The sequence below is a fragment of the Streptomyces sp. DSM 110735 genome, from assembly GCF_016482685.1.
Classification (GTDB): Bacteria; Actinomycetota; Actinomycetes; order Streptomycetales; family Streptomycetaceae; genus Streptomyces.
In genome coordinates this window covers 150,015-174,101 of sequence record NZ_JACYHF010000010.1, presented here as the reverse complement: position 1 = coordinate 174,101, position 24,087 = coordinate 150,015, and the positions used below count along the sequence as shown (strand labels likewise).

Sequence of the window (24,087 nt, the reverse complement as noted above, 5' to 3'; positions counted from 1 at the left end):
ACGCTCCGGGAGGCGAGGGCGCCGGAGACGCCGAGGACGCACGGCCAGACGTCCACCGCCATGGACGGGACTGAGCGGTGGTGGTCCGGTGACGGCCCAGGAGGCGAGGGCGCCGGTGACGCCCAGGACGGACGGCCGGGCGCCCACCTCCAGGGACGGGGGAACCTAACCCCGTCGGTCCGCGCCGGCCCAGGACGCGAGGGCGACGGCACCGGCGACGCCGAGGACCGACGGCCAGGCGCCCACCTTCTTGGCCAGCGGGTGCGAACCGGCGAAGGCGGCGACGTACGCGGCGGTGAGCCCGCCGGCAACCGCGTTACCGGCCTGAGCCTGCCACTGCCGGGCAGCGGCCGCACCGGCGGCAGCCAGGACAACCCCGCCGAGCGGACGCTTCTTGGTCCAGCGGGCAACGCCGTACCCCCCGACAAGCCCAGCGGCAGCGATCGCCGCACTCGGAACCCTGGCCATGAACGCCTCCTGATTGTTCCCGTATGTCGTGTCTCGGCCGAGGCTAACGCGCGCCGCGGGCCGGGCTTCGACCGGGGCGGACGCGCGCCGGCGAGCGGCCTCCGGCCGGGTGGCGGTGGAGCGGACACGCGCCCACGGACCGCCCCCTACCAGGCAGCCACAGTCGGACATTGGCTGAAACCGCACCTCATACGGCTGGAAGGACGGGGTATCCGGAGCTTTGCCACCCCATGCCACAGCACGCAGGAGGAGCACAGATGACCGTGACGACGTCGCAGCCGAGAACCACCATCCCGGCGCCCCTGTCCCTGACCGACGCGATACGCGAGGCGGGCCAGTACGGGACCAGGGCGGAGGCGGCAGCCGTCACGCATACCGTCCTCACGGCCTTGGCCGCGCTCGTCCCCCTCGAAGACCGCGAGGCTCTGACGGCCACCCTCCCCCCGGAAGCCGCCAACCCCCTCCTCACCCAGCCCCCGGCCCCTCACGCCCTCACGGCCCGCGAGTTCGTCGACTCGATCGCGACCGAGATGAACGTCCCCTCGGCCACGGCCCGCTGGCACGTGACGTCGGTGCTCACCGCCCTGTCCCACCAGTCGGCTACCGTCGCGACGCGCCTCATCAACTGCCTTCCGCCGGGCTACGCGTTGCTGTTCGGTCGGGCGGAGTTGGTGACCGCGGCGTAGGCGTCAGGACTCCAGCGTGCCCGCGAAGTAGCCGAGACCGGGGTCGTCCGGGGTGCCGACGAGAAGCCCGCGATCGAGCAGGATGTTGTTGTGCTCGCAGCTCGTCTCGGGGAGCATCACGCAGGCGTGGCAGGCGGCGAGGTTGGTCCCGATGGCGCCGGACGCCTCGGACTCGACGCACAAAGGGTCTGCGGAACACCACTCGGCGCGGCGAACGGCCGACCGGATCACCCGGTCGAGGCGTTCCGGCTCGCCCTGAGCCACGAGGCCTCCGAGGCTGCCCGCCGAGTCGCTGGTCGCCGTGTACACGAGCACGCCCGCCATGTCGTCGGTGGCGTACAGCCGCTCACGCAGGGAGGCGGCAGGATAACCCGCTTCCAGACTCCACTCGTTGATGAGGGTGTGGGCCAAGGTGTGCAAGAGCACCATGCGAGGTGTCGCCGGAGACGGCACGGCACGGCTCGGATCGTCGGCGCGCTGCTCCAGCACTCGCTGGTGGGCCGTCCGCATGCGTTCGGCCCGGGCCGCCACCGAGGACGTCTTTTCCCAGAGGCCCAGGCGTTCCTCGTCGAGACGCAGGAAGACGCCCTCGCCGCGGACCTCCATGGCCGGCAGCCACCGGAGGGGCTTTTCGGAGAGCGGCATCTCCTTCGCGTCGGTGGTGGACTCCGCGTCGACGAGCCTGGTGAATGCCTTCAGGACCCGCACCTCACGAAGCTTCTTGACCAACATCGGGCCGGTGACACCCAGGGGATCGAGCACACTGCCGTCACCGAGCGGCGTCTCGCAGAGGAATTCTTCCTCACGGGAGTGTTCGCTCTCGTCGTTGCCGGCGCGCAGGCGCTCGTACTCCTTGTTACGCAGGGCGCGGTATCGATGATCGAAGGACGGGGCTGCGTCGCCCTCGGCCTCCTCCTCGCGTTCCGCGTCGAGCAGGGTCATGACTTCGTCCAGGGATAGGGGCCACGGCTCGTCGAAGACGGCGTCGAGATAGGCCTCGACACGCGTGCGGTCGTCGTACTTCCTGAGCTTTTCCCAGTGGTCGGCGAGTGGATCGGAGCGGCGGCTGCTCCACGGCGGGATGGAGAGTGCCGACTTCAGCACCGGCTGCCAGACAGAGGAGGAACCGCGTTGCAGCGTGCGCAGCGGGCGTCCGCAACCCTCGGCGGGGACGGAAGCGCCGAGCCAGGGGCGGGTGCCCCGGCACGTCAGCCCGAGATCCTTCAGCGCGCTCCTGCGGAAGGAACCCTCCATCGAGACCTCGGGCACCTTCCCGCAGGTGCAGGAGACGAGGATCGAGCGGAGCGAGGAGGTACGCCCGGAGGTGCGCATCATGAGCTTGCCCCCGCAGTTCCCGGACGCCCCCGAACCGCCGTCGGTCGAGCGGTGCACCCACTGCCGGTAGGGGAACTCGTCGAGGTGCCCGGCCTCGCAGGCGACGACGAAGCGGGAGGGGACCAGATCCACCTCGCATGTGCCGCAGACGCTCCGACCGGGTGGTGGAGCGAAGTCCCGATGCCTCTGCAGTTCGTTGCATTCGGGGCAGGAATGCATCAAGGGGAAGCGGCGCACCCGCAGACCGTCGTTGCTGTCGTCGTCGGACGCCGGCGGCAGCCGGAAGTGATCCACCCCGAGCAGCCGTTCCAGACGGCGTTCGTGGACGCGCGGCGCCTCGCGGTCGCTCCAGCTCCGGTCGGCCTCGTCCAGGCCGGAGACGATGAAGGACTCGTGGTCGACGGCGACGAGCGAGCCGACGCCGTATGTAGTGATCGCCTGGGCACGACGGACCGTGCCGCGTCGCAGCAGGTTGAGGGCGGGCGTGGAGCCGTTCGCTCCGGTCCGGCGGCGGCGCGTGGGCGGCGGGGTCATCGGGTTCCCTCCATGAACAGAGCAGACTCGGCGTCGACGTCGCGCAGGCTCCACAGCGTGGACCACGCCTCGACGTTGGACTCGTCGTCGTACGGTTTCAGGAGCGCGGGCGCACGGCTGCCCTTCTGCGGTTCGAAGAGCAGCCGGTTGTGAATGTCGGCCATCTCGAGCCACCACATGACGAACTCCTCGAAGCCGTCGTCGACGGCGCGGAGCTCCGTCTCGTCCACCGCGCGGACACGCTCCAGCAGCAGGTCCTTGATACGCCCGCGAAGGACGTCCTCGTAGACCTCGACCTTGCCGGCGCCGTCGTTCGGACGGGCTTCAGGGATCAGGATGCGGGCGAGGGCCACGATCACCGCGTGCAGGCCCCTTTCACGGGCGCGGGCGGAGAACGGGGTCACGGACGTGGACTCGACCTCGCGGTAGAGAGCCGAGTGGTAGTGCTGGAAGTTCTCGTAGTGGGAACGGTCCCGGGCCCGAGCGGAGTTGAACATGACCGCGACCAGGCCCGGATGGGCGCGCCCGACGCGGCTCGTCGCCTGGATGTACTCGGCGGTCGTCTGCGGTTGGCCCGTCACGGCCATCAGACCGAGCCGGTCCACGTCCACGCCCACCGCGATCATGTTGGTGGCGAGCAGGACGTCCACGGTGTCCTCGTCGGGGAGCCGCTTCTCGATGCCCTTGAGCCGCGTGGGGATCTCGCTGGCGTCGATGCGGCTGGTCAGCTCCGAGTAGTTGGCGACCTGGCGCACCGCGACGCCCTCGCGCTCGGCGAGCAGCTCCGAGTAGGCCACGACGTCGTCATGGACCTGGAGTTCGGCCGCGGAGAGGAGTCGCAGACTGTTGAAGTAACCGACGAGACTCCAGTACGCGTCGCGCACCTTGTCGTCAGTGTCCGCGTGCATCGCCCGGTGCAGCAGCGTGGCGTAGGTACGGATCAACAGCGTCGACTGGCTGGTGCCGGGGGCCAGCAGACCGACGTAGCGGCGGCTCGCCTTCTCCTCGCGGGGGGTCTCCACGGCGAACCACGAGTCACGCGCGTCCAAACCGGCGGGCGGGAACTGCCGCACCTCACGGGCGAAGAGGTGGCGGCCCTGGTCGGCCGCACGACGGATGGTCGCCGTCGAGGCGATCACTTTGGGGCGGTCGGCCAGGGCGTCCACGGCGGTCTCGTACAGGCCGGTGAGTGTGCCCAACGGGCCGGAGATCAGGTGGAGTTCGTCCTGGACGATCAGCTCCGGGGGAGGGGTGGCGTCGTGCGGGTCGTCGAGGTTGAAGAGCGCGGACGTCGCCGGGCGCCACGGCATCGAGGCGAACTTGTCGACGGTGGCGATGACCAGTGTCGGGCGTGCGTCGTAGACCGCCTCGTCGATCAGGTGGACAGGCAGTCCGTCGGCGAAGTCGCAGTCCGTGCCGGGGCAGCGTATGTACATCCGCTGGGCGATCGTGTCGGCCTCGTAGTTCCTTGCGTCGAGGCGGGTGCCGCACCAGGGGCAGGCATGCAACTGTACGGGGTTCTCGGTGGCGAGCCGCTTGTCCAGGTCGGCGCGCAGGTCGTCGAGCCTTTCGGCGGCCTCGGCCAACGTGTTCGGCGTGGCCGAGCGGCCAACCCACATACCGACGGAGAACTCCTCATCACCCAGTTCGGGCGTGTGGCGCCGCATGCGCTCCATGGCACAGAGCAGGATCGCCGCACGCTCGAACTGCTGCAGGGTGAGCAGCCGCAGTGTGTAGCGCATGAGGACGGTGACACCGCCGCCGTCGGCCCCCTTGCGGATGCGGCGCAGGAAGGACGTGAGAGCGATCAGTCCGAGGTAGGCCTCCGTCTTGCCGCCACCCGTGGGGAACCACAGGAGGTCGGAGATCTTCCGATCGTCGTGCTTCGGATCGTCGATACCGGCCAGGCAGAGCAGCAGGAAGGCGATCTGGAAGGGCCGCCAGCGGCCGGCGGACGGATCGGGGCTGCCGACGCGTCCGCCCTTCACCCAGGCGCTGCGCGCGCGCTGATCGGCCATGGCGCGGTTGGCGAGCCGGAACGCCCTCATCAGTTCGGGCTTGGCACGGAGCAACCCGATGCCCTCACGGATCCGGCCGAGTGCCTCGCGGCAGGCCTTCACCTGGTCCCGCGCCGGCTTCTCATGAGGACCGCCGATCAGGGCGTCCGCCTCGACCGTCTTCCGGTCGATCCAGTCCTCGTAGCCCCTGGCCAGTGCCTCCAAGGCCGCCAGGACCTCGGCGTCGGGCCGCTCCGCCAGCCCCAGCATCGACAGGGAGGAGCTGTCGATCTCCGGGTTGGAGTCGGTCAGCAGCACCTCCACGCTGGGCACGAACTCGCTGCGCACCTCGGCGACGGCGGCCTCGCGCGTCTCGGTCACTCCGATCGGCGAGGGCACCCAGTCCCATGAGGCGGCGCAGCCGTGCCCTACCGCGAAGGTCGGGGCGTGGCGGTGCAGCAGCCGACTGGTGGCGATGTCCGGGTCGTGCGCGGCGGACGGGGCGGGGCGCTCGACGATCGCGCTGGAGCCGTCGGTGGCCCGGACCTTCAGACCGCACTGGAACAGGGCGAAGGCGTCCTGGAGGTCCCATTCGCCGACCTTCTGTTTGTTGACCAGCGTCACCGTGATCGTGACCGTCCCGGTGATCGGGTCGGGACGGCGGACGACGACGCGCAGCTGTGTCCTGTCGTCGAGGTCCACCCCCAGGCTGCTGGCGGGGGTGGTGACGTCGACCGGCACGTCGGGGAGGTCGAGTTCCTTGCGGTGCCACCGTTCCCGCTGGTCGGCCGTGGTCCGGGCCTCGGCGCGGCGCGCCGGGGTCGGATTGCCCTCCGCGTCGGTGGGCTCGTAGACCGCAGCCCGCGTGGAGACCACGATCGTGCTTATGCCCGGAGCGACCGCGAAGGTCAGACCCATGGAAGAAGGGCGCTTGTCTCCCGAGACGCCGACATCCTCGGCACTGCCGGACTCCTCAGCGTCCCCGCGGTTGGAGACCGGAGCGGCGTCCAAGCCGTCCTGTTCGGCGGCGTTCTCACCCTTCCGTTCCTTCGAGGCACGCGGGTACAGCACGCCTGTCAGGTAGCGGTCGATCGGTGCGTCCTGGGCGAGTACCTCGGCCCGGTCCTCCGGCGCCGCATCCTCGGCAGGGCCGAAGAGCTCACGGCGGAGGCCCGCGAGGAGTTCTTCGTCCCGCACCCGGTAGTGCTCGGAGTGCCGACCTGCCTCGTGCGTCATGCGCCCTGCTCCTTGCCCTCAACTCGTCGAAACATGCCGATGCCGGTGATCCGGGGAACGATCCAAACTCCTCGGTCACCGAGGCCGGCGTTGGCGCCGGCAGCGACGCCACCCGCCACGGTCTCCAGAGAGTCGATCCGCAGCCCATGGATCTCGTCCGGCCACCACGGGTCCCACGTCCGGCTCACCTTCTGCACCCGGAACAACTCCTCCCTGAAGCGCTCTGACGCCTCGCCGATCTCCCGTCCTTCGTGGACCAGGGCGTACGGCGGACTCTGGGACTCGCCCATCGGCAGGTCGTGGCGCTTGCACAGGACCACCTCGTGCCCGGGGCGGACCCGCTCCAGGAGGTACGCCTGGGTCGCTACGGCGTCGGACGCGTGGCCGGGCGGGTCGTCCCCGCAGACGTCACCGGCCTCGGCGACGATCCCGTACCTGTCGTACGACCGCCATCCACCGACGTACCGCCGACCGTTCTTGCGGCCGCCCGCTCTCCGGAAGAGCGGCAGCTCGGGCGGACTCATGTGGTACAGGTCGTGCCGAGCGCGCGTCATCGCCACGTACAGCGCTCGGGCCTCTGCGGGCAGGTCCAGTTGGTCCTTGTACTGCTTGTGCAGCTCGGCGACGCTCGGCGGGGTCAGTATGATCACTCGGTCGAACTCCAGGCCCTTGGCCCGGTGCACGGTGGAGACGACGATCCGCGCGGCCTCCGGGTCGGCCGCCTCGTCGGGAAACCGGCCGTCGGCGAGGAGACGGCGCAGCCGGTCCAGATCGAGCGCGGTGCGCCCCGGCGAGCGCGTGGCGCGCCGCAGCACCGTCCACAGAGCCGCAGCATTCGGTTCATGGGCCAGCGGGATCTCTGCGAGCAGGGAGCGGAACCGCTCCTCGGTCAGACCGGTCGCCTCGGTACGACGCAGCAGCTCTGCCACCCAGTAGGGCACCGGCCGCTCCTCAAGCGGGCGGCGTAGGCGGTGCTCGACGCCGTTCTCGTGGAGCAGGCGGGAGACCACCAGCGCCTGCCGGTTGTCGCGGGTGAGGATCGCGCAGGTGTCGGAGAGCGCCCGCAACCCGTCCAGGGAGAGCTGATCGGTGAGGTCGCCCATGCCGTTCGCTGGGGCGAGAAGCAGGTCGCGCAGCTCCTCGTAGAGAGCCCCGGCATCGTCCGCGTCGGTGATCCGCTGGAGCCGGGGACCGTGCGCCAGCGCGACCCGCGCCTCGGGCGTGGCCGCCCGGAAATTCTGAGTGAGGTGCAGTTCCACCAGGTCGTCCGGGTAGGAACAGCGCAACCAGTCGAAGAACCGGCCGGTCTCGTCCGCGCGCTCGGCCGGGTCCTCGATCTGGAAGCCGTAGACGGACTGCGCGGCGTCGCCGACGACGGTGAAGCCGCAGCTCTCCCGGTAGCGGTCGAGGAGCGTCTCCACCAGTTCGCGGCGGGCGCCCAACAGGTCCTGGACCTCGTCGATCACGACATGGGCGGGATGGACGGCCTCCCCTCCCTCCAAGGCGCCCTTCTCGATCGCCTCGGCCGCGGCGGTGATCCGCTCGTCGAAGCCGACGGCGTGCCACTCGCGGTCCGGGTACGCCTGGCGGAGGATGCCGTACGCCCAGGCGTCGAAGGTCTGGGCGCGCACCCGGCGGGCCCGCTCCCCGTGCCGGGCTATGCGCTCGCGCAGCTCGCGGGCCGCGGCCCGCGAGAAGGTGAGGACCAGGATCTCGGCCGCGTCCAAAGCCTCCTCGGGGTCCTCGTGACCGCACAGGGCGTCGAGCCGGCGCACCAAGGTGTGCGTCTTGCCCGCCCCGGCGCCCGCTGTGACCAGCACCCGGGCGTCCCAGGGCTGCTCGACCACGGCCCGCTGCTCGTCGGTCAGCGGGGGGCTGTCGAGGTAGGCGTCGGTCACTTACGGCTCCAGAGGTGCTCGAACTGGGTGAAGGCGAGCTGGGTGTCGAAGTTGGCGATGTTGTCGCTGACGTCGAGGATCAGACAGGTGTCCTCGCCGCCGTTCCTGGGGCCGCGCAGACCGCGACCGATCATCTGCTGGTAGACGTTGGTGCTGTAGACCGGTCGGGCCACCACGACGACGCGGGTCGCGGGGGCGTCGAACCCCTGGGTGAGCACGCCGTAGTTGGTGAGGACCCGGACACGACCGGCACGGAAGTCCTCGATGCGTCGACGCCGGTCCTGGGCACTGGTGGTCGCGTCCACCGCGGCCGCCCGGATGCCACGGTCGTTCAGCATGGCCGCGAGATACTTGGCGTGGTCCACGGAGGTGGCGAACAACAGCGTCGGCCAGTCCTTCGGGAGTGCGGACACCTCGTCGACGATGCGGCGGCTGCGCGCATGGTCGTCGGCGAGTCGCTGTTCCGCGGCACGGGAGAGCGTCGCCATCCGCTCGGCCTGCGCCTTCTCGTCCCGGGTCAGTTCGATCCGGCCGCCTTCCAGCGTGCGGTGCTCGACCTGTGCGAGCATCCCCCACTCCACGAGGTCCCGATAGGGATCGCCGGAGGGGAAGACGCCCTCGTCGAGCCGCCGGTTGCCGAAGCGGTTCACCAACCGGCGGGTCTCCTCCTCGTTGGTGTTGCGGAACGGGGTGGCGGTCAGACCCAGCAGATGACGCCTGGTCTCGTACTGCGTGAGACCCAACTGCCCGAGGATCTCCGTGTACCGCTTGGACACGGCGGTGTGCGCCTCGTCCACGATCACCAACGACGCCTGCCGCAGCCAGGTGTACGCGTCGGTGCTCAGACACCGTTCCAGCTTCGCGTCCGTCGCGACCACCAGATGGGGGTGGCCCACGACCTCGCCGACCTCGTTGCTGCTCCACAGTCGGCTGATGGTCAGCGGCCGCTCCGCGCCCACCTTGCTCCAGACGAACTTCCAGCTCTGTACCGCCTGTTCGCACAGCTCGTCGGTCTGCGCGATCCACAGCAACGGGCCGTCCAGATCGCCCGCCTGCTTGACCCAGCGGATCACCGCCTCGGCGGTGACGCGTGTCTTGCCGGCGCCGGTGGGCAGCGACAGCATCGCGCGCTGGGGTGCGAGCCGGTCGAGCAAGGTCATGATGTTCCGGACCAGGTCCTCCTGGTAGCCGTGCAGGCCCGGGAAGTCCCGAGGGCCGTCCACGGTCTCGAAGGCGGGAGGGGCGGGCGTCCTGGAGCCGGCGAACGCGGCGGGCAGTCTCAGGTCCGACACGAAGGCGACGGCGGCCGCAGAACCCCCGTAAGCCACGGGTGCGTTGGGGAACCGGGCCTGGATGTCCCGGGCGTGCTGCTGAAGGACGCCGTCGCCGTGCGCGTTGAAGGCCATCTGGGCGATCCTGTGGCCGGAGGGTTCGGCCCCGCCGCTGTCCTGCAGCTCGGTGTCCATCAGGCCCTCGGGGAGCCCCGAACGGAGTGCCTCCGCGCCGATCAGCAGCTCGAGCTTGTCGACCACGTCCTCGGCGTCGCGTACGGCCTTGAGCGCCGCCTTGGTCGCGCCGTCCCGAGCCATGCGCTCCTGGTGCTCGAGCACCGCCCGGCAGCCGGCGGAGCCCAGTCCGAGTTCCAGCTCGCGGTCGATGAGTCGCAACATGGGTTCGGCGTCGAGAGGCACGCGTACCTTGACCGTCCCACCCTGACGCACCGCGTCCAGGGGGCGTGGCTTCGTGCCATTGGGAGTCCGGGTCACCTCCTCCAGCTCGGTGCAACGCTGCACCATACTGTTCCGGTTGCCGCTGTTCAGCCGCTGGCGCAGCGCCGGGTACAACTCGACCAGGGGGACCGGGTCGCCCTCGGGAACCTCGCGTGTCTCCCGGCTGATGACATCGGCGTAGCGGAGCATGCCCCATTTCTCGACCATCAGCTCGGCGTCCGCGGCAGTTGCGACCAGCAGGGCGGGAAGCTGTTCGGCACGCAGCGCCTGGTACTCGGCGGTCCCTACGGCGACGGTGATCTCGTCGTCGGGGCGAGTGTCCCAGGTGTCACCGACGCGGCAGCGGGTCAGGGAGTCCTCGGGGAAGTCGGCCCCGAATCGGGTCAGCATCGCGTAGGTGGCGCCCACGAACGCATCGTCCATGCTCCGGGACACCTCGGAGAGCAACGCGTCCCAACGGTCGGACGGCACCTCGTCGATCGTGGCGGGCAGCCGCAACTTGCGGGCCTTCTCGGGAGAGACGTCGGCGACCGGCAGCACATCGCGGTAGTCCGCGAGCTGGGGTCCGACGGCTTCCCGCAGCGGCTTGATCCCCTGCGAGGTGGCGACGGTCCCGTGCTCCTTGAGCACCCATCGGATGGGCGAGATCACGGCCTTCCGGGTGCTGGACTGCGCGCCGATCCGAAGCGTCCAGTTGTCCACCACGGCGTCGTCGGGGAGAACCCTGAGGAAGGCCGCACGCGATTCCGCCGACAGGGACCGGAACAGGTGCAGCGGTCCACCGATCGCCGAGCCCTCCACCTTCATGCGATTGAGAGAGGGGGGACGGGTCGTACCCTGCTGGGCCAGTACGCGCAGATAAGCGGCGTGAACAGCCTCCCGGTACTCCTCGAACCAGGCCTCGCCCTCCGGCCGCACCGACGACGACGGCCTTTCCCGCAGGCCGATCTCCGGAAAGACGGAGAGGTCGTCGGAGTGGAACTTCTTGTCCACGGCGATGCTCGGGTCGCGCTCGGCATCGACCACCACACCGGGCAGCATGCAGTCGCGTACCGGTCGGAACCTGCCGTCCGCCGTCCGGACCCGCAGCGTCTCGCGTGGATCGGGCACGCGCTCCAGCACCTTGTTCACCAGCCGACGCCCACCGGCCCGACGGAACAGCTCCCAGAACCGCTCCCAATCGGTGCTGCCGTAGCCTTCGAAGCCCCGGTCGAGGACGCTGATGAAGCGACCTTCGGCATCGGCCTCCCGGATGCCCAGGACGTTCAGCGCGTGGGCGAGCGACGGGTCTCCGCCGACCTCGCCGGCCACGTACACCAAGGACTCGCGCAACCCTCCGTCGTCGGCGCGACGGAACACGCGGCCGGGGACGGGAGCGACCATGCCGTGCTCCTCGGTGAGCACGATCCGAGCCTGTCGGGCCTCTTCGGCGTGGGGGTTCTCGACCTCGATCATCTCCGCGAGGATGCGGATCGCCGTGGCGGACGCCTCGGCGGTGCCGCAGGCGACGAGTGCCTCCAACCACTCGCGAACATCGCTTCGTTCGTGTCCGGCCGCTCCGAGGATGTGCTCGACCTTGCCGGACCGGGTCGCGTCGTCCGCCTCGACGCCGGGGTGCAGCCAGTCGGCGGGACGCCCGGGGCACTCGTGCCACATGCGCAGCCAGCGGGCGAGGTGCTTCTGGTCCTTCTTCTCGAAGCGAGGGTGCACGCGCAGCTCGGTCGGCACACGCAGCACCCCTTCCTGGTCGGGGAGCGAAGGGCTGACCGCCGACCGGGACCAGATCTCGCGGGTCAGGAATTCGTCGGCCCAGCTGATCGATTCCTTCACCCGGCCGGGCAGCAGCTTGAGGTACGCGGCAGGGTCCTCGGCGGGGGACAGTCCTGGGAGCGAATCGACGACAAGTGCCGCCGCCGCCCTGATCATCTCCTGGTTGAACGGCGAGGAGTCGAGCAGATTCTGTCGGTCCTCGTTCGTCTTCCAGGCGCCGTTGAGGATGCCGCTCAGGGACATCTCGTACTTGGTCGGGAAGAAGGACCAGAACTTGCCGCGACCACGGGCTCGCGAGTTGACGTACAGTCCGCTCTCCGGGTCCTTCTCCAGGGCGGGAACGCCCCAGGAGAGGTCGAGCGACACCCGGTCGTGGAGTTCGCCGGCGTCCGCCCGAGCCGCGGGGCCGGGAGTGTGGGTGGTGGTGAACACGCGCCACCGGATGGTGGCGGCGGCTTTCCCGGTCCTCTCCTCGATCACGGTGTGCAGGTCACCGGCCTGACGGGCGGTCAACACCCGGCGGACCACGGGCCGGGGACGCCGGTCCTCCAGGACGACCTTCGCGACATGCGGGGAGAAGAGCTGGAAGCCCACCGGGAACTCTTCGCGGGTTTCGCCGTTCTCCTTGGTGCGGTTGCCGTGCATGTCTCGGCCAAGCCGGTCGTCCGCCTTCGCCAGCAGCGGGAGACGGACCACGGTGGTGGCCCAGGTCAGCAACTCGTCCAGGACGGGATCGGCGGCACGTTCGACCTGCATGTCGAGCGGACGGGCCATGCGCAACACGGGGGCGTCGAACTCCGGGCCGTAGCGCTCGACGACACCGGGCACGGACTTGATCTGCTCGTACGACCAGGCACGGTCGAAACCGAAACTTCCGGTGCGGCTGAAGAATTCGGGGGCGTCGGTCACCACGAGGACCGATTTCACACCGACACCGAATCGTCCGATCTGGCCACCGCGTTTCTTCGACATGCTCATCCGGAGAATGGTCTCCGCACCCTCAGGGGTGACGGGATTTCCCTCGTTGGCGCAGTACAGATGCGTCTCGGTGAGTACGGCGTGGACCTTACCGCCCGGCTCTTCGGAGATTTCGTCGGCTGCATTCTGGACGAGTTCGAAGAGCTGGCGATCGCCGTATCCGCCCTGAGTGATGCGACGTTCCCCATTTGCGTGCTCGGCGATGAGGCCGGCGTCCACCGCATAAGTCTGAAGAACGCGGGAGGACTGTTGGAGAACGGTTTCGATGACCGACGGGGACGAAGTCGACACTGTTTCTGCACTCCTGGGATGTCGAGATCCGGGACAAGGCGCGAGCGACGGGCCGGCTGCCGACTCGGGACAGCCGGCCCGTCGCTCGGGCGAGTGATGCCGAGAGGCGCATGGCAACGCCCCGAATCAGTGCTCGTCGCAGCATGCGGATCGTGCTGCGGGCAGCCGGAAACCTGCGGTGAGCTGCTGCTCGGACCGTCAGAAGGTGTCGTCAGGCAGTCCCTGGACCCACTTGGCGAGCTCAGGGAAATACTTGATGAATTCGTCTTCCGTGATTTCGTGTATCTGGATTGTTTCCCGGGCCCGGGCCTTGTTCTCCGCCGTCAGGATATTCAAATGAAATGTGCTGAGGTTGCGAGAATCGGTCAAGTGGTCGCCATGGTCGTCATGGCTCTCGTCGTCCATCGAGTGGTTCCCCCCACAGTGTCGACTTGTCGAAAATGTGTGCGCATGCGGGCACACAAGTCCCCCATGGGCAGGTTGCTCTCCTCGATGGAGACGCTCCCTTTCGAGCAGGCTAGCGGGTTCGGAACCCGGTCCGCCAATGTCTTGCCGGATCCTTTTTCTGGACCCGCGGACGGTTGTTTTTCCGCCTCCGAATCCGGATGGTGGGCATGGCTCCGTCCCGGCCGTCCGCTTTCCCGATTTCGGTTCCGCGAACGAGGAGGCCACTCCACCGGAATCGACGGTATAGGGCGTCTCGCGCGACCGCAAGACCCGACTTCCTTGGAATTCGAGTGCGAAGCGAATGGTTCCGCTTACTGATTGATGGGCAATTCGTCGGAACGGTGGTCAACTCGGCCATATAGGACACTCGGCTGGCACGGTTCGGGCGGTCGAGTGCGGTCAACTGTTGTTTGACAGTGTCGCGTTCGTCAAATTAGCCTCCTGGTCTGCCATACGCGAGCGGGCGTGCGGCTCGGAGGGGAAGCGCAGGTGGCATGTGGAGACAGGTGAGGAGTTCGGGCCCTGGCTGGCCCGGCAGCTCAAGCTCGCGGGGAAGACGCAGGCCGAGTTGGCCGACGAGCTGAAATTGACCCGTGCCGCCGTCTCCGCGTGGATCACCGGCAGGTCGACTCCGCGCCCGACCGTGATGGCGGACATCGCCAAGGCGCTCGGCACGGACGTCGGCACGGTGCACACCCGCACCACCGATACACAGCTCGGCCTTCCGACCACCTGGTACCACCGCCCCGGTCACCCCGACGGAGGCCGCGAACTCGGCAACGCCGCGGCGTTCGCCTTCGACGCGGACGTCCAGGTGCTCGCCCGGGAGACCTGCCAGAACAGCCTCGACGAACGGCTCACGGGGAATGGCCGGCCTGTCAAGGTTCGTTACACCTTGCACGAGCTGACCGGGAAGATGCTCGAGGACTTCCGTGAGGCGATCCTGTGGAACGACCTCTACCCCCACTACGCGGCCGTCTCGGAAAGCACTGGGCACCAGAAGGTCGGACGGGTCGTCGATGCCGGTGTCCGGGACATGTACGAGAAGGGCCGCCTGGTCCTGCTGCGGATCGACGACTACAACGCGTCCGGTCTCACCGGCGACGACTACGCGGACGGGAAGTTCGCCGCCGTGGTCAGAAGGCAGTTGGAGAGCCTCAAGTCCAGCAGCGGAGCGGGTGGTTCGTACGGCCTCGGCAAGGCGACCCTGTGGGCCACGAGCGCGCTGGGGCTCGTGTTCATCAACTCGACCCTGTCCGCGCCCCATGAGGGACGGACGGAGCGACGGGTCATCGGTCGGCTCGAACTCCCCTGGCGGCAGGTGGCCGGTGAGGCGTACGCGGGACCTGCGTGGTTCGGGCGGCCCGACCCCGACTCGCCCGGTGCCCGGGTCGCCCGCTCGTGGTGGGCGGACGAGGAGACCGTGGCTCGTCTGCACCTGACCCGTGAGGGCGACGAGCCCGGTACCTCCTTCCTCGTCGTCGGCGCGCATGACGTCGCCAGCATCGAGGAGAAGGGTCGCTCGGACGAGGACAAGGCGGTGGACGACGACGGGGTGGAGGACACCCGCGACATCGAGCGGATGCACGCCCGACTGGTCGAGGCGCTGAGTCGCGACTTCTGGGCCGCGATGATCGGTGGCGGCGGCAGGCCGCCGTTGCTGGAGGTCTCCGTCCGGTCCCTGCGGAACGGCGAGGAGGTCATCGAGGAGGAGCAGGTCGACCCGTCGTCCATGCAGCCGTCCCGAACCCGTGCCCTGCGAGCCTACTTCGAGGGCACCACCGTCGAGCGCCTCACGGAGGCCGGGCAGGTGGCGGCACGCAGAGTCCCGCTCAAACTGCCCCTGTCCGGAGGAGCCCGGGGAACCCTGGGCACGCACGAAGCGGTCCTTCTGCTCACCGACGCCGCGGAGAACGACAAGGTCAAGAACCGGGTGCATTCGTTGCGCGGCAACCGTATGACGATCAAGAACGCCACGGTGTCGAGCCTGCCGGTGGGGACCAATCCTTTCCAGGCGGTCCTGCTCGCGGGTGAGGCGGCGGGGGAGTCGGCCCCCTTCGCGGCGGAGGCGGAGGATTTCCTTCGGGCTGCGGAGCCGCCCGAGCACGACGGCTGGGGGCAGACCGAGGAGCTGACGCTGCGGTGGTCGCCCTCCGCGTACCGACGCATCAACTTGCTGACGCGGGAGGCCAACCAGGCCGTCAGGGAACTCGTCGCACGATCGAGGCGGAGCGATCGTGCAGGCGGGGAAGTGCTGCGCAAGGCGCTGACGGTGAAGACGAGACCCAAGGCCAAGAAGGCGTCGACCGGGCCGGTGGTTCCCGTGCTGGCCGATCTCGACGCGACTGTCGGTGAGGGTGGGGAGTGGCAGATCGTCGCCGACGTGAGCATCCCGCGCGGTGACGAGATCACGCCCATGGTGCCGGTCGCCCAGTTGGACGTCCGCTCGGGGGGCCGTCCTCGGCTGGAGTGGGCCGAACTCGTGGCCGTCGAGGGCTGTGAGGTGGAGGACGGCGTCCTGCGGTTCGCCCCCGGTGTCCGCCGAGCGAAGTTCCGGGGCTCGACCGATGTCGGCAGCCATCCGGTGAGGACCACGCTCACCCGCCTGGTCGTGGAACTCCGCGCCGGCACGGGGGAGTGACGCGTGAAGATCTATCCGTACAAGCGACTCAACAGGCCGGTCGCGCTCAGGGTGACCTCGGTCTCCCTCAAGCTTCCCGACGGCACTCGCGATCGACTCGAGACGTCCGCGTACTCGACCCAGCAGCAGACCGTCGCGCTCGGGACGGCGGGTCACCACGACTGGGTGACCGCGACCATCGGGCTGTCCGCCACTCTGCCGCCCGGCGCGAACGCGTCGGACGCGCCCTGGTCGGACCTGCAGGTCCTGGCCGTGCTGAGCGACGGGGAGACCAACAGCCGCACCGTGGCACGGTTGAGGAGGGACAGGGACGACGGTCGGGACTGGTCCGGCTCCCTGGAGGTGCTCCGAGACGATCACATGAGCCGAGCCTTCCTCGCCGTGCACGCCGTCGGAACCGTGGACGGAGTGCGTGGCCGGGCCATCGCCGAGACCGATCGAAGCTGGATCGTCGACACCGTCTCGGACGAGCCAGTTCGTGGGCTCCAGCTGGATGTCCAGAAAGCTTCCTTCAGCAAGACCTCCAGGGAGTGGTTGCACGCCTACACCGACGCGCCCTGGATCGTGGACACTGCGGCCCGCGTTCCCACCGTGTTCGTGAACACCGACGTCGAGGGGGTCATGAGGCTGCTGGACGGTGGTGGCTCCGGAGTGGAAGGAAAGGTGCGTGACCTCCTGGTCGCGCAGATGTCCACCGATGTCTGGACCGCCGTGTTCCATGCCGCCGTCGGCGACCTGGAGGTGGAACCCGGCAGCGGCCCGGTCTTCCCGACCGACTGGAAGGGCGAGGTGCTGCGGGAGATGCTCCCGGACGTGGTTCCCGGCGTCCATGTCGAGCAGGCTCTGCGCGAGGTCCATCGCCGGCGCACCGGCGACTCGGGCTGGGCGGAACTGCAGACCCGTATCCATTACGCGGCGGTCCGCCGGGCAGATGCCGCCAAGGCGCTCGGCTACGCCATCCGCAGCCTGGAACAGATGAATCGTGGGAGTGACACGTGATCACCAGACCGAACCACGTGCCGGAGCGGCTGGCCCTGCTCGCCACCTCGGCCGCCGAACCGTTCCTCACGGAGGAGCTGCTCAAGGCTGAAGGGGTGCACGCCGGCATCGATCTCGCCAAGGTCGTCGAGCCGCTCCCCGAGGACGACGCCAGGTGGTCGGTCGAACCGATACGGAGTCTGGTGGAAGACGCCATGTTCGCGTTTCGCGAGGATCGCACCCGAGCCGACGCGTGGCTCGCGCCGCGGCTTCACGCCACGCTACGCCTGAGTCGGCGGGAGGCGGCGGACAAGCGGCTGTGGAACCACCTGGCCCTGGCCGTCGCTCCCGACTATGTCGCCTGGCGTCATCTGGCGGAGCCGACGGCGAAGAAGCCGGAGCCTCGCATCGCTGCGGAGCGCTTCCGAGGTCCTGGCGACCGGCAGTGTTTCTCCCGTCTGTGGTGGGCGGCAGAGCTCTTCCGGAACGGACCGGATTACGAGCCCGTGGAGGTGGCCTGCGGCAACCAGGACCTCATCCATACGGTTCTCCGCCTCGAACTGATCGACCACCGCCCCACGGCTCAGGCCCTGGTCCGGCTCCTGAAGAACGGCCGGGTCGCCAACGGCAGGGAGGTCAACGGCCTGAGCACGGCGATCAACGCGGCCGGTGCGACGCTCGTCTACGACGTCCTGGCGCCGGACGAACCTCGAGATCCCACGCCGTTGCGGGACTGGATCGCAGGTGCGGCCTCGGCCGGACCGGTCGCACGGCGCGGACTGCCGGAAGGCCCGGACGAGGCTCCCGCTCCGGAGGAATCCGTGGCCGCGCTCACCGAGTACTTCGCGGAACTCTTCGAGACCGCGCCCGTCAGGGGCCGGGACAAGAGCTGACCGACCTACCGCTTGGCCGGCGCCGTCCTGCGCGGGCGTGAGGAGGGCGGCGGCACCTGGTCCTCGGCGCGCGGGCACTTGTCCGTGCAGTGGTCCGCGTCCCCACAGCCGTGGGTCCGCAGCTTGGCCCGCTGCTCCTCCGTGGCCGCCTGCCACGGCTTGCGCAGGACCTCGACGTCGGGCGCGGGGAGGCCGAGCGCGGCGCTCAACAGGTGCATACCGAACGCGGGCGGAACGGCGTTGCCCACCTGCTGGGCCTGCGCCTTGCCGGACCACGGATAGTCCGGGGGGAAGCTCTGCAGCATCCCCGCCTCGTTCATGGTGAACCGCGCGCCCTCGTGGACGATGTTCTCGTCGAGGTGTTCGAAGACCACGAAGCGAGAGATCCGCCCGGTGACGGTGGCAGCGGGCTGCTGATCGGTCCGTACACCACGGCGCCCCGGGTTTCCGGCGCTGCCGTAGTTCGAGCGGACCAGGAAGGACGCCGAACGACCGAGATGAGTGCCCACCGGCCGGCGCAGCGCGTCGGCCATCGACCGCCACGAGGGCAGGTGCTCAGCCGCTTCTTCTCCGCGCTGCCGGGCCTTCGACGCGCCGGTGTCGTCCAGGGTCGGCTGACGGACCTGGTCACCGGTCGAGGTGGCCCGCTGGTTCCATACCTTCCGTTCGTAGGCGCGATGGGTCGGAGACGGCAGCGGAGGCGTGCCGAGTCCTACGCGTCGGGCGATCAGCACCGCACGCGATCGCGTCTGAGGCACCCCGTACGTCTCGGTGGCGAGAACGCCGACAGCGACCTCGTACCTCGTCCCGTCGGGCAGCCCCTTGTCCCGCAGCGCCTCGGCGTAGCGCGTCCAGACCGGGGCGACCGTGGGCACCTGCTCCAGGACGATGACGTCGTACGGACGGTGGTCCCGGTTCGGACTCCTGGTCGCCCGGACGGCGTAGCGGAGAGGCTCCAGGACCAGTGCGGTGCGCGGGTCGCTGAGTCTGCTCAGGCCCTTGTCGATCTCTTCGTCGGACTCGCCTGCTATCAGACGGTCGATGAATTTCTTGACCTTTTCCAGGGCCTCACGACCGGCGCCGTGTCCGGCCACCGAGTACGTCTGGCACGGAGGACCACCGGCGAGGATGTTGATCTCCGGCGGAAGCGACTCGAAGCTGTTCCGACGAAACGCGCTCACATCGGCGTGGAGGGTGTCCAACCCTGCTGCGTACCGGGTCAGGCAGGCGCTCTTGTCCCACTCGATGCCGAGACTGGGGATGTCCAGTGCGTGCGCCGCCACGTCCAGCCCTCCGGGGCCCGAGAACAGATCCAGGACAAAAGGGTTGTCGAGGACGTGCTGGGGGGGCGCCGAACTGGTCATGAGGGTGAAGTCTAGCCGGCTCCGGAAGGTGCCGGATCACTGTTCAGGGCCTCGGCGACGGCTCGTCCCAGGGCGTTCCCCACCGGGGGCGGGGTCGCGTGGCCGACCTGCCGGTACCGCGCCGTCTTGAGCCCGCTGATCTGCCAGGACACGGGGAACCCCTGCAGCACCGCGGCCTGCTCGACCGTGAGTTTCACCATGTTGTCCCTGCCGAGTGCCGGGGCCCAGATGAAGTCCGGGCCGGGAACCCGGTCACCTACGGTATGCGCGTTCACGCCCATCGTCGCCCACTTCTGCTTCGCCCTGCTGGGGCCGAGGTCGGCGCCGCCCCGGTTCTTCGAACCGCCCACCAGCGTCGGAGCGGGCTGGTCGGCGCCAGCGGCCCAGCGGTCGGCGTCCGCCCAACCGCGTGCGGCCATGGACGGCCGCAGAGCAGTGCCGACGGTCATCGGTTCCGTGACTGTCGGCACCGGCGGTCGAAATGCTTCGGCCCACTCCTGGCGTACGGCCACCAGCACGCCGTGCTTCCGGCTCTGGGGAACACCGAAGTCGACTGCGTTCATGACGAACCAGTTCAACGCGTACCCCAAGTGATGCAGCTCGGAATGCACGAAGTCACGGAAGCGTCGATGGGCGTCCGCGTGGACGAGCTCCGGAACGTTCTCGATCAGCACCGCGCGCGGTCTGATCGCGTGGACGAGATACACGGTCGCTTCCAGGAGCCGCTCCTCGATGCCGGTGTCCACTCGGCGCGCGGTCGCACTGGATCTCACTCTGGGGAGGCCAGCGGCGAGGAGGTCCACGTCGTAACTCACTGGGTGTTCGGACGGGTCGAAATCCAGCAGATCAGATGTCAGTACGTTCCACTGCGGCCGGTTGGCCCGCAGAGTCGTGACGGCGAGCTCGTCGTCGTCCAGCAACAGGCGCGGCTCGAACCCCGCTTGCTCCAGTCCGAGAGCCAGGCCGCCCGCTCCGGAGCACACGTCGACGAAGGTCAGATCCCCCACGCTTCTCCCTTCGGCGCGCGTTCTGCCAGACGCTGTTCCACAGTGGCGCGTACGCGCGCGGTCACTTCCTCGGGAGCTTCGTGCTCCCAGAACCGCAACACCGTCCAGCCTTGTGCCGTCAGGTGTTCCGTCGTCTCCCGATCACGGGCCATGTTCCGGTCGAGCTTGTTGCGCCACCACTCGGCATTGGCCTTCGGCTGCGTGGCGTGAAGTGGGCAGCCGTGCCAGAAACACCCGTCGATCAGAACCGCGACCTTGGTCCGGGTGAACGCCACGTCGATGCGTCGCCGAGCCATGCCGGGCACGGGGTACTCCACGCGGTAACGCATACCGGCCGCGTGCAGCAGACGGCGCACGGCCAGCTCGGCATTCGTGTCCTTGCCGGCCTGGCGGGACATGCGCGCCGAGACGTCAGGGGAGGAGGGTTTCACGTTGTCCAATGGTGTCGCGCCTCAGGCGTACATGTCGTTCGGACGCGGGCGCCCGGCCGAGGCGACCGGCTCCGCATTCTGGGACGCCGGTCACCTCAGGCTTGCGGAGTCCTGTGGCATTCCGTGTACGGCGTCCCCGACCCGCACCAACACCCCGCCCCCCGCTCCGGCGGCCACTCCGCCGCCAACCCCCGTGCCGCCAGAGTCGTCGCGTACTGCGGGAGCAGCGCCGCGTCGGAGGGGGACGCGCCCTCCGAGGCCGCGAACGCCTCGTAGGAGGGGACCGTGCCGGTGACGATGCCGAGGTTGGGGGTGCCGGAGGTGGCGAGTTCGCGGAGGGAGGTTTCTATGAGGTGGAGGTGGTGGTCGTGGGTGGGGTATTCGGAGGTCAGGGAGGGGTACGCCGTGAGGAGTTCGGTGAGTTCGGGGGCGGGCCAGTGGAGGACGGCGACCGGGAAGGGGCGGGAGAGGGCCTCGCGGGCGGCGTTGAGTTCGGCGTGGAGGCGGGAGATCTCCGCTTCCAGTTCGGCGGGGTTGTCCGAGCCGAGGGACCACACGCGCTTGGGGTCGTGGAGTTCGTCCAGGGAGACCGGGGAGGCGTGCAGGGTGTCGGCCACGCCGTCCCAGTCGTCGTGGGGCAGCCCCAGCATCCGGCGGACCCGGTGACGACCGAAGAGCAGGGCGTGGGTCGCGTACGGCGGGCGCTCCGGGACGTCGGCCAGGAGCAGCCGCGCGCCCTCCGAGTACGTCTCGTGCGCCGCTTCCAGTTCGTCGTGCGACTCCAGGGACTCCGCCACGATCACCCAGGGCGCCGGGTCGCGCGGAGCCGCCATGCGGATGCCGTCGATGATCGCGCGCGCCTCCGCCTCGTGACCGTACTCCCACAGGTTCGACGCCTTGAGCGCGCGGACGAGCTGAGGGTGGTCCAGCGGAGCCGCGCCGGACAGCAGGCGGTCGTACAGCGCGGTCGCCGCGGGGCGGTCGCCGGACAGCTCCAGGTGGGCCGCGGCGCGCAGCAGCAGCGCTTCCGCGTCCTCCGGATACAGCCCGGCGGTCCGCTCCAGGCGTGCCGCCTCAGCGGTGTGGTCGACGTTCTCGGCAGGCGTGTCGGGGCGCATGGGTGACACCGTACTGCCGACCACCGACACAGGTGGAGGGTGCGTCCGGCATCGACCTCCGGGGGAATTCCGGGATTTCTCTTCGAATCCGGAACCACTGCGGGATCTCCCGCGTTCCCAGACAAGAGAAGATCCACGAGCGAGTGCAGGGGCAGGGGGTGGTGTCGGTGCGACCGGTCGTCGTCCCGCTCGTCTTCGTGCAGCTTCTGCTGCTCCAGGCCGCCCTCCTCGGCACCGGCACGCTCTCCGCCGCCGTCGCCCTCGCCGCGACCACCGCGGCCGCCTCCGCGCTCACCGTCTGCTCGCTGGTCGCCCGCCGCGTCCCCGCCGTACCCCGCACCCGCGTGCGTACGGCGATACGCGACCGGGACCGGCGTACGGCCTTCCTGCCGCAGCGTGATCCCGATGCGGCCGGCCGCCGTCGGCCCCGGGCTCCCGGAATCGCCCTCCCGGCGATCCACGCGTAGCCGGAGAAGCAATAGGGAACCCCGACCGGGTTCCGGGCTTCTTCGTGCTTCCCGCGTGCGTCGTCATGCCGCCCTGCCATGCGCCACACCCGGCACGACGCACCCCACTTCCGGAGGGTCCCACCCATGTCCGTCTTCGCCCGGCTCGTCGAGCAGCTCGCGAGCCTGCTCCAGCCGCTCTGCCACGCCTCCGCGGCCGCCGCCGCGATCGTCCTGTTCACCGCGCTCGTACGGCTCCTCGTGCATCCGCTGTCCCGCGCCGCCGCGCGCGGACGGCGGGCGCAGACCGCGCTGCGGCCACGGCTCGCGGAGCTGCGGACGCGGCACGCGAAGGACCCGGAGCGGCTGCGGGCGGCGGTGGCGCGACTGCACGCGGAGGAGAAGGTCTCACCGTTCGCGGGACTGCTGCCGAGCCTGCTCCAGATGCCCGCCTTCTTCCTGCTCTACCACCTGTTCTCCAACACGACGATCGGCGGCGGGAGCAACGGGCTGCTCGCGCACGACCTGTTCGGTGCCCCGCTCGGCGGCCGCTGGGCCGACGCGCTCGGCACCGGCGGGGTGTTCGGGGCGGCCGGGGTCGTCTACCTCGCCCTGTTCGCCGTCGTCGCGGCCGTCGCCACCGTCAACTACCGCACCACCAGGAAGCTGGCGGCCGAGAACCCCGTCATGACACAGGAGAACGCCGTCCCGGGGCTCGGCACCGTCGGGAAGGTCATGCCGTTCATGTCCTTCCTCACCCTGGTCACGGTCGCGGTCGTGCCGCTCGCCGCCGCGCTGTACGTCGTCACCAGTACGGCGTGGAGCGCGGCGGAGCGGGCGCTGCTGTAGCCCGCCGCGCTCCCGGAAACCGTCGGAACAGGTCAGAACAGGATCGACGCCAGCCTGCGCCACGCCTCGCGCGGCAGGTCGTCGCGGGAGGTGTCCTCCTCGACGACCTGGAGGGCGACATGGTCGGCGCCCGCCGTGAGAAAGGACTCGACGCGGTCGCGGATGCGGCCGGGGTCGCCCCAGGCGTACAGCGCGTCGATCAGACGGTCGCTGCCGCCGTCGGCGAGGTCGGCGTCGGTGAAGCCGAGGCGGCGCCAGGCGTTGGTGTAGTTCGGGAGCTGGAGGTACATCGCGACATGGCCACGGGCCAGCGCGCGGGCGCGGGCCGGGTCGGGCTCCAGGACCACGCCGAGTTCCGGCGCGAGCAGCGGCTCGGGACCCAGGATGTCGCGCGCCTCGGCGGTGTGCTCGGGGGTGACCAGGTAGGGGATCGCCCCCAGGGCGCGCTCGCCGGACAGCTCCAGGGTCTTGGGACCGAGCGCCGCCAGCACCCGGCGCCCCGCCGGGACACCTGCCTTGTCCAGCTCGTCGAGGTAGGAGACCAGCGCCGAGAACGGGCGCTTGTACTGCTCCGCCAGCTTGGCGTGGCTCACGCCGAGACCGAGCAGGAAGCGACCGGGGTAGGTGGAGTCCACCTCGGAGAACTGCGCCGCGCTGTCCGCCGCGTCGTACTGCCAGATGCTCTGGATGCTCGTGCCGACGACCAGACGGGAGGTCGCCCCGAGCAGCGGGAGGGCGTGGCGCGGGGCGCTGCTGCCGCCCAACCAGGCGGCGCCGTAGCCGAGTTGTTCCAGTTCCGCCGCCGCCTCGGCGATCGCGTCGCGCCGGTCGGGGTACTCGGAGCGCAGTCCCACGCTCCAGACGCCGTACCGGCCGATCGCGTCCTTGGCGATGCGTTCGCTCGTCGACTCGCTCATCGGGTCTGTCCCTCCGGCTGGGTTGGTGCCGTCGATCGTCGGTACTCGATCGTCGTGCACACCGGTCCCAACC

At 69.6% G+C, this 24,087-nt stretch carries 17 protein-coding genes; 6 read left to right on the top strand and 11 right to left on the bottom strand.

What is annotated here, in order from left to right; translation table 11 throughout:
* Positions 1 to 165: 165 nt before the first annotated feature.
* Positions 166 to 468, bottom strand: a complete 303-nt coding sequence (locus tag IF655_RS17880) for a hypothetical protein (RefSeq protein WP_199585810.1) — start codon at positions 466 to 468, stop codon at positions 166 to 168.
* Positions 469 to 725: 257 nt separating this feature from the next.
* On the opposite strand from IF655_RS17880, the gene IF655_RS17875 reads away from it, so the two are divergent.
* Positions 726 to 1,154 (top strand): DUF2267 domain-containing protein, encoded by a 429-nt coding sequence (locus tag IF655_RS17875; RefSeq protein ID WP_199585809.1) that lies wholly within the window; start codon positions 726 to 728, stop codon positions 1,152 to 1,154.
* A gap of 3 nt (positions 1,155 to 1,157) precedes the next feature.
* Here IF655_RS17875 and drmB read toward each other — a convergent pair whose 3' ends face one another.
* The 5 genes from drmB to IF655_RS17850 all read right to left on the bottom strand — a co-directional run bounded on the left by drmB (position 1,158) and on the right by IF655_RS17850 (position 13,328).
* A complete protein-coding gene (drmB, locus tag IF655_RS17870; protein WP_199585808.1) occupies positions 1,158 to 3,023 on the bottom strand; it encodes a DUF1998 domain-containing protein in 1,866 nt (621 codons plus the stop codon).
* Complete coding sequence (locus IF655_RS17865; protein WP_199585807.1) at positions 3,020 to 6,256, bottom strand: helicase-related protein; 3,237 nt, start codon at positions 6,254 to 6,256, stop codon at positions 3,020 to 3,022. Before IF655_RS17865 ends, drmB begins: the two co-directional genes overlap by 4 nt.
* Positions 6,253 to 8,154: a UvrD-helicase domain-containing protein gene (locus IF655_RS17860; protein ID WP_199585806.1), complete on the bottom strand. Its 1,902-nt coding sequence runs from the start codon at positions 8,152 to 8,154 to the stop codon at positions 6,253 to 6,255. Before IF655_RS17860 ends, IF655_RS17865 begins: the two co-directional genes overlap by 4 nt.
* Positions 8,151 to 12,923, bottom strand: a complete 4,773-nt coding sequence (locus IF655_RS17855) for a DEAD/DEAH box helicase (RefSeq protein ID WP_199585805.1) — start codon at positions 12,921 to 12,923, stop codon at positions 8,151 to 8,153. Before IF655_RS17855 ends, IF655_RS17860 begins: the two co-directional genes overlap by 4 nt.
* Positions 12,924 to 13,121: 198 nt before the next feature.
* Positions 13,122 to 13,328: a hypothetical protein gene (locus tag IF655_RS17850; protein WP_199585804.1), complete on the bottom strand. Its 207-nt coding sequence runs from the start codon at positions 13,326 to 13,328 to the stop codon at positions 13,122 to 13,124.
* Between the two features lie 538 nt (positions 13,329 to 13,866).
* Between IF655_RS17850 and IF655_RS17845 the strand changes: the two genes are divergently transcribed.
* Genes IF655_RS17845 through IF655_RS17835 form a run of 3 tightly spaced genes read left to right on the top strand, consistent with a single transcriptional unit; the run spans position 13,867 to position 17,882 of the window.
* The gene (locus IF655_RS17845) at positions 13,867 to 16,011 is read left to right on the top strand and encodes a helix-turn-helix transcriptional regulator (RefSeq protein WP_199585803.1); all 2,145 of its coding nucleotides are present in this window, start codon (positions 13,867 to 13,869) and stop codon (positions 16,009 to 16,011) included.
* A 3-nt stretch (positions 16,012 to 16,014) separates the two neighbouring features.
* Complete coding sequence (locus tag IF655_RS17840) at positions 16,015 to 17,010, top strand: hypothetical protein (RefSeq protein ID WP_199585802.1); 996 nt, start codon at positions 16,015 to 16,017, stop codon at positions 17,008 to 17,010.
* Positions 17,007 to 17,882 carry a DUF6339 family protein gene (locus tag IF655_RS17835; protein WP_199585801.1) on the top strand — a complete coding sequence of 292 codons (876 nt, stop codon included), beginning with the start codon at positions 17,007 to 17,009 and terminating at the stop codon, positions 17,880 to 17,882. The genes IF655_RS17840 and IF655_RS17835 overlap by 4 nt, the downstream gene beginning before the upstream one ends.
* Before the next feature lie 5 nt (positions 17,883 to 17,887).
* On the opposite strand, the gene IF655_RS17830 is transcribed toward IF655_RS17835, so the two are convergent.
* From IF655_RS17830 to IF655_RS17815, 4 genes are all read right to left on the bottom strand, one after another.
* Positions 17,888 to 19,246, bottom strand: coding sequence for a DNA cytosine methyltransferase (locus IF655_RS17830; protein ID WP_199585800.1), 1,359 nt, complete (start codon positions 19,244 to 19,246; stop codon positions 17,888 to 17,890).
* A gap of 11 nt (positions 19,247 to 19,257) precedes the next feature.
* On the bottom strand, positions 19,258 to 20,253 hold the full coding sequence (locus IF655_RS17825) for a DNA cytosine methyltransferase (protein WP_199585799.1): 996 nt from the start codon (positions 20,251 to 20,253) through the stop codon (positions 19,258 to 19,260).
* Positions 20,241 to 20,651 carry a very short patch repair endonuclease gene (locus tag IF655_RS17820; protein WP_199585870.1) on the bottom strand — a complete coding sequence of 137 codons (411 nt, stop codon included), beginning with the start codon at positions 20,649 to 20,651 and terminating at the stop codon, positions 20,241 to 20,243. Before IF655_RS17820 ends, IF655_RS17825 begins: the two co-directional genes overlap by 13 nt.
* A 128-nt stretch (positions 20,652 to 20,779) precedes the next feature.
* Positions 20,780 to 21,802, bottom strand: a complete 1,023-nt coding sequence (locus IF655_RS17815) for an SEC-C domain-containing protein (protein WP_199585798.1) — start codon at positions 21,800 to 21,802, stop codon at positions 20,780 to 20,782.
* 167 nt (positions 21,803 to 21,969) lie between these two features.
* Here IF655_RS17815 and IF655_RS17810 point away from each other — a divergent pair, with 167 nt between their 5' ends.
* Both IF655_RS17810 and IF655_RS17805 read left to right on the top strand, forming a co-directional pair.
* Complete coding sequence (locus tag IF655_RS17810) at positions 21,970 to 22,269, top strand: DUF6412 domain-containing protein (protein ID WP_374100294.1); 300 nt, start codon at positions 21,970 to 21,972, stop codon at positions 22,267 to 22,269.
* Positions 22,270 to 22,395: 126 nt separating this feature from the next.
* Positions 22,396 to 23,097 (top strand): membrane protein insertase YidC, encoded by a 702-nt coding sequence (locus IF655_RS17805; protein ID WP_199585796.1) that lies wholly within the window; start codon positions 22,396 to 22,398, stop codon positions 23,095 to 23,097.
* A gap of 32 nt (positions 23,098 to 23,129) precedes the next feature.
* Here the strand turns inward: IF655_RS17805 and IF655_RS17800 are convergent, their stop codons facing one another.
* Positions 23,130 to 24,014, bottom strand: coding sequence for an LLM class F420-dependent oxidoreductase (locus tag IF655_RS17800; protein WP_199585795.1), 885 nt, complete (start codon positions 24,012 to 24,014; stop codon positions 23,130 to 23,132).
* Positions 24,015 to 24,087: the final 73 nt, after the last annotated feature.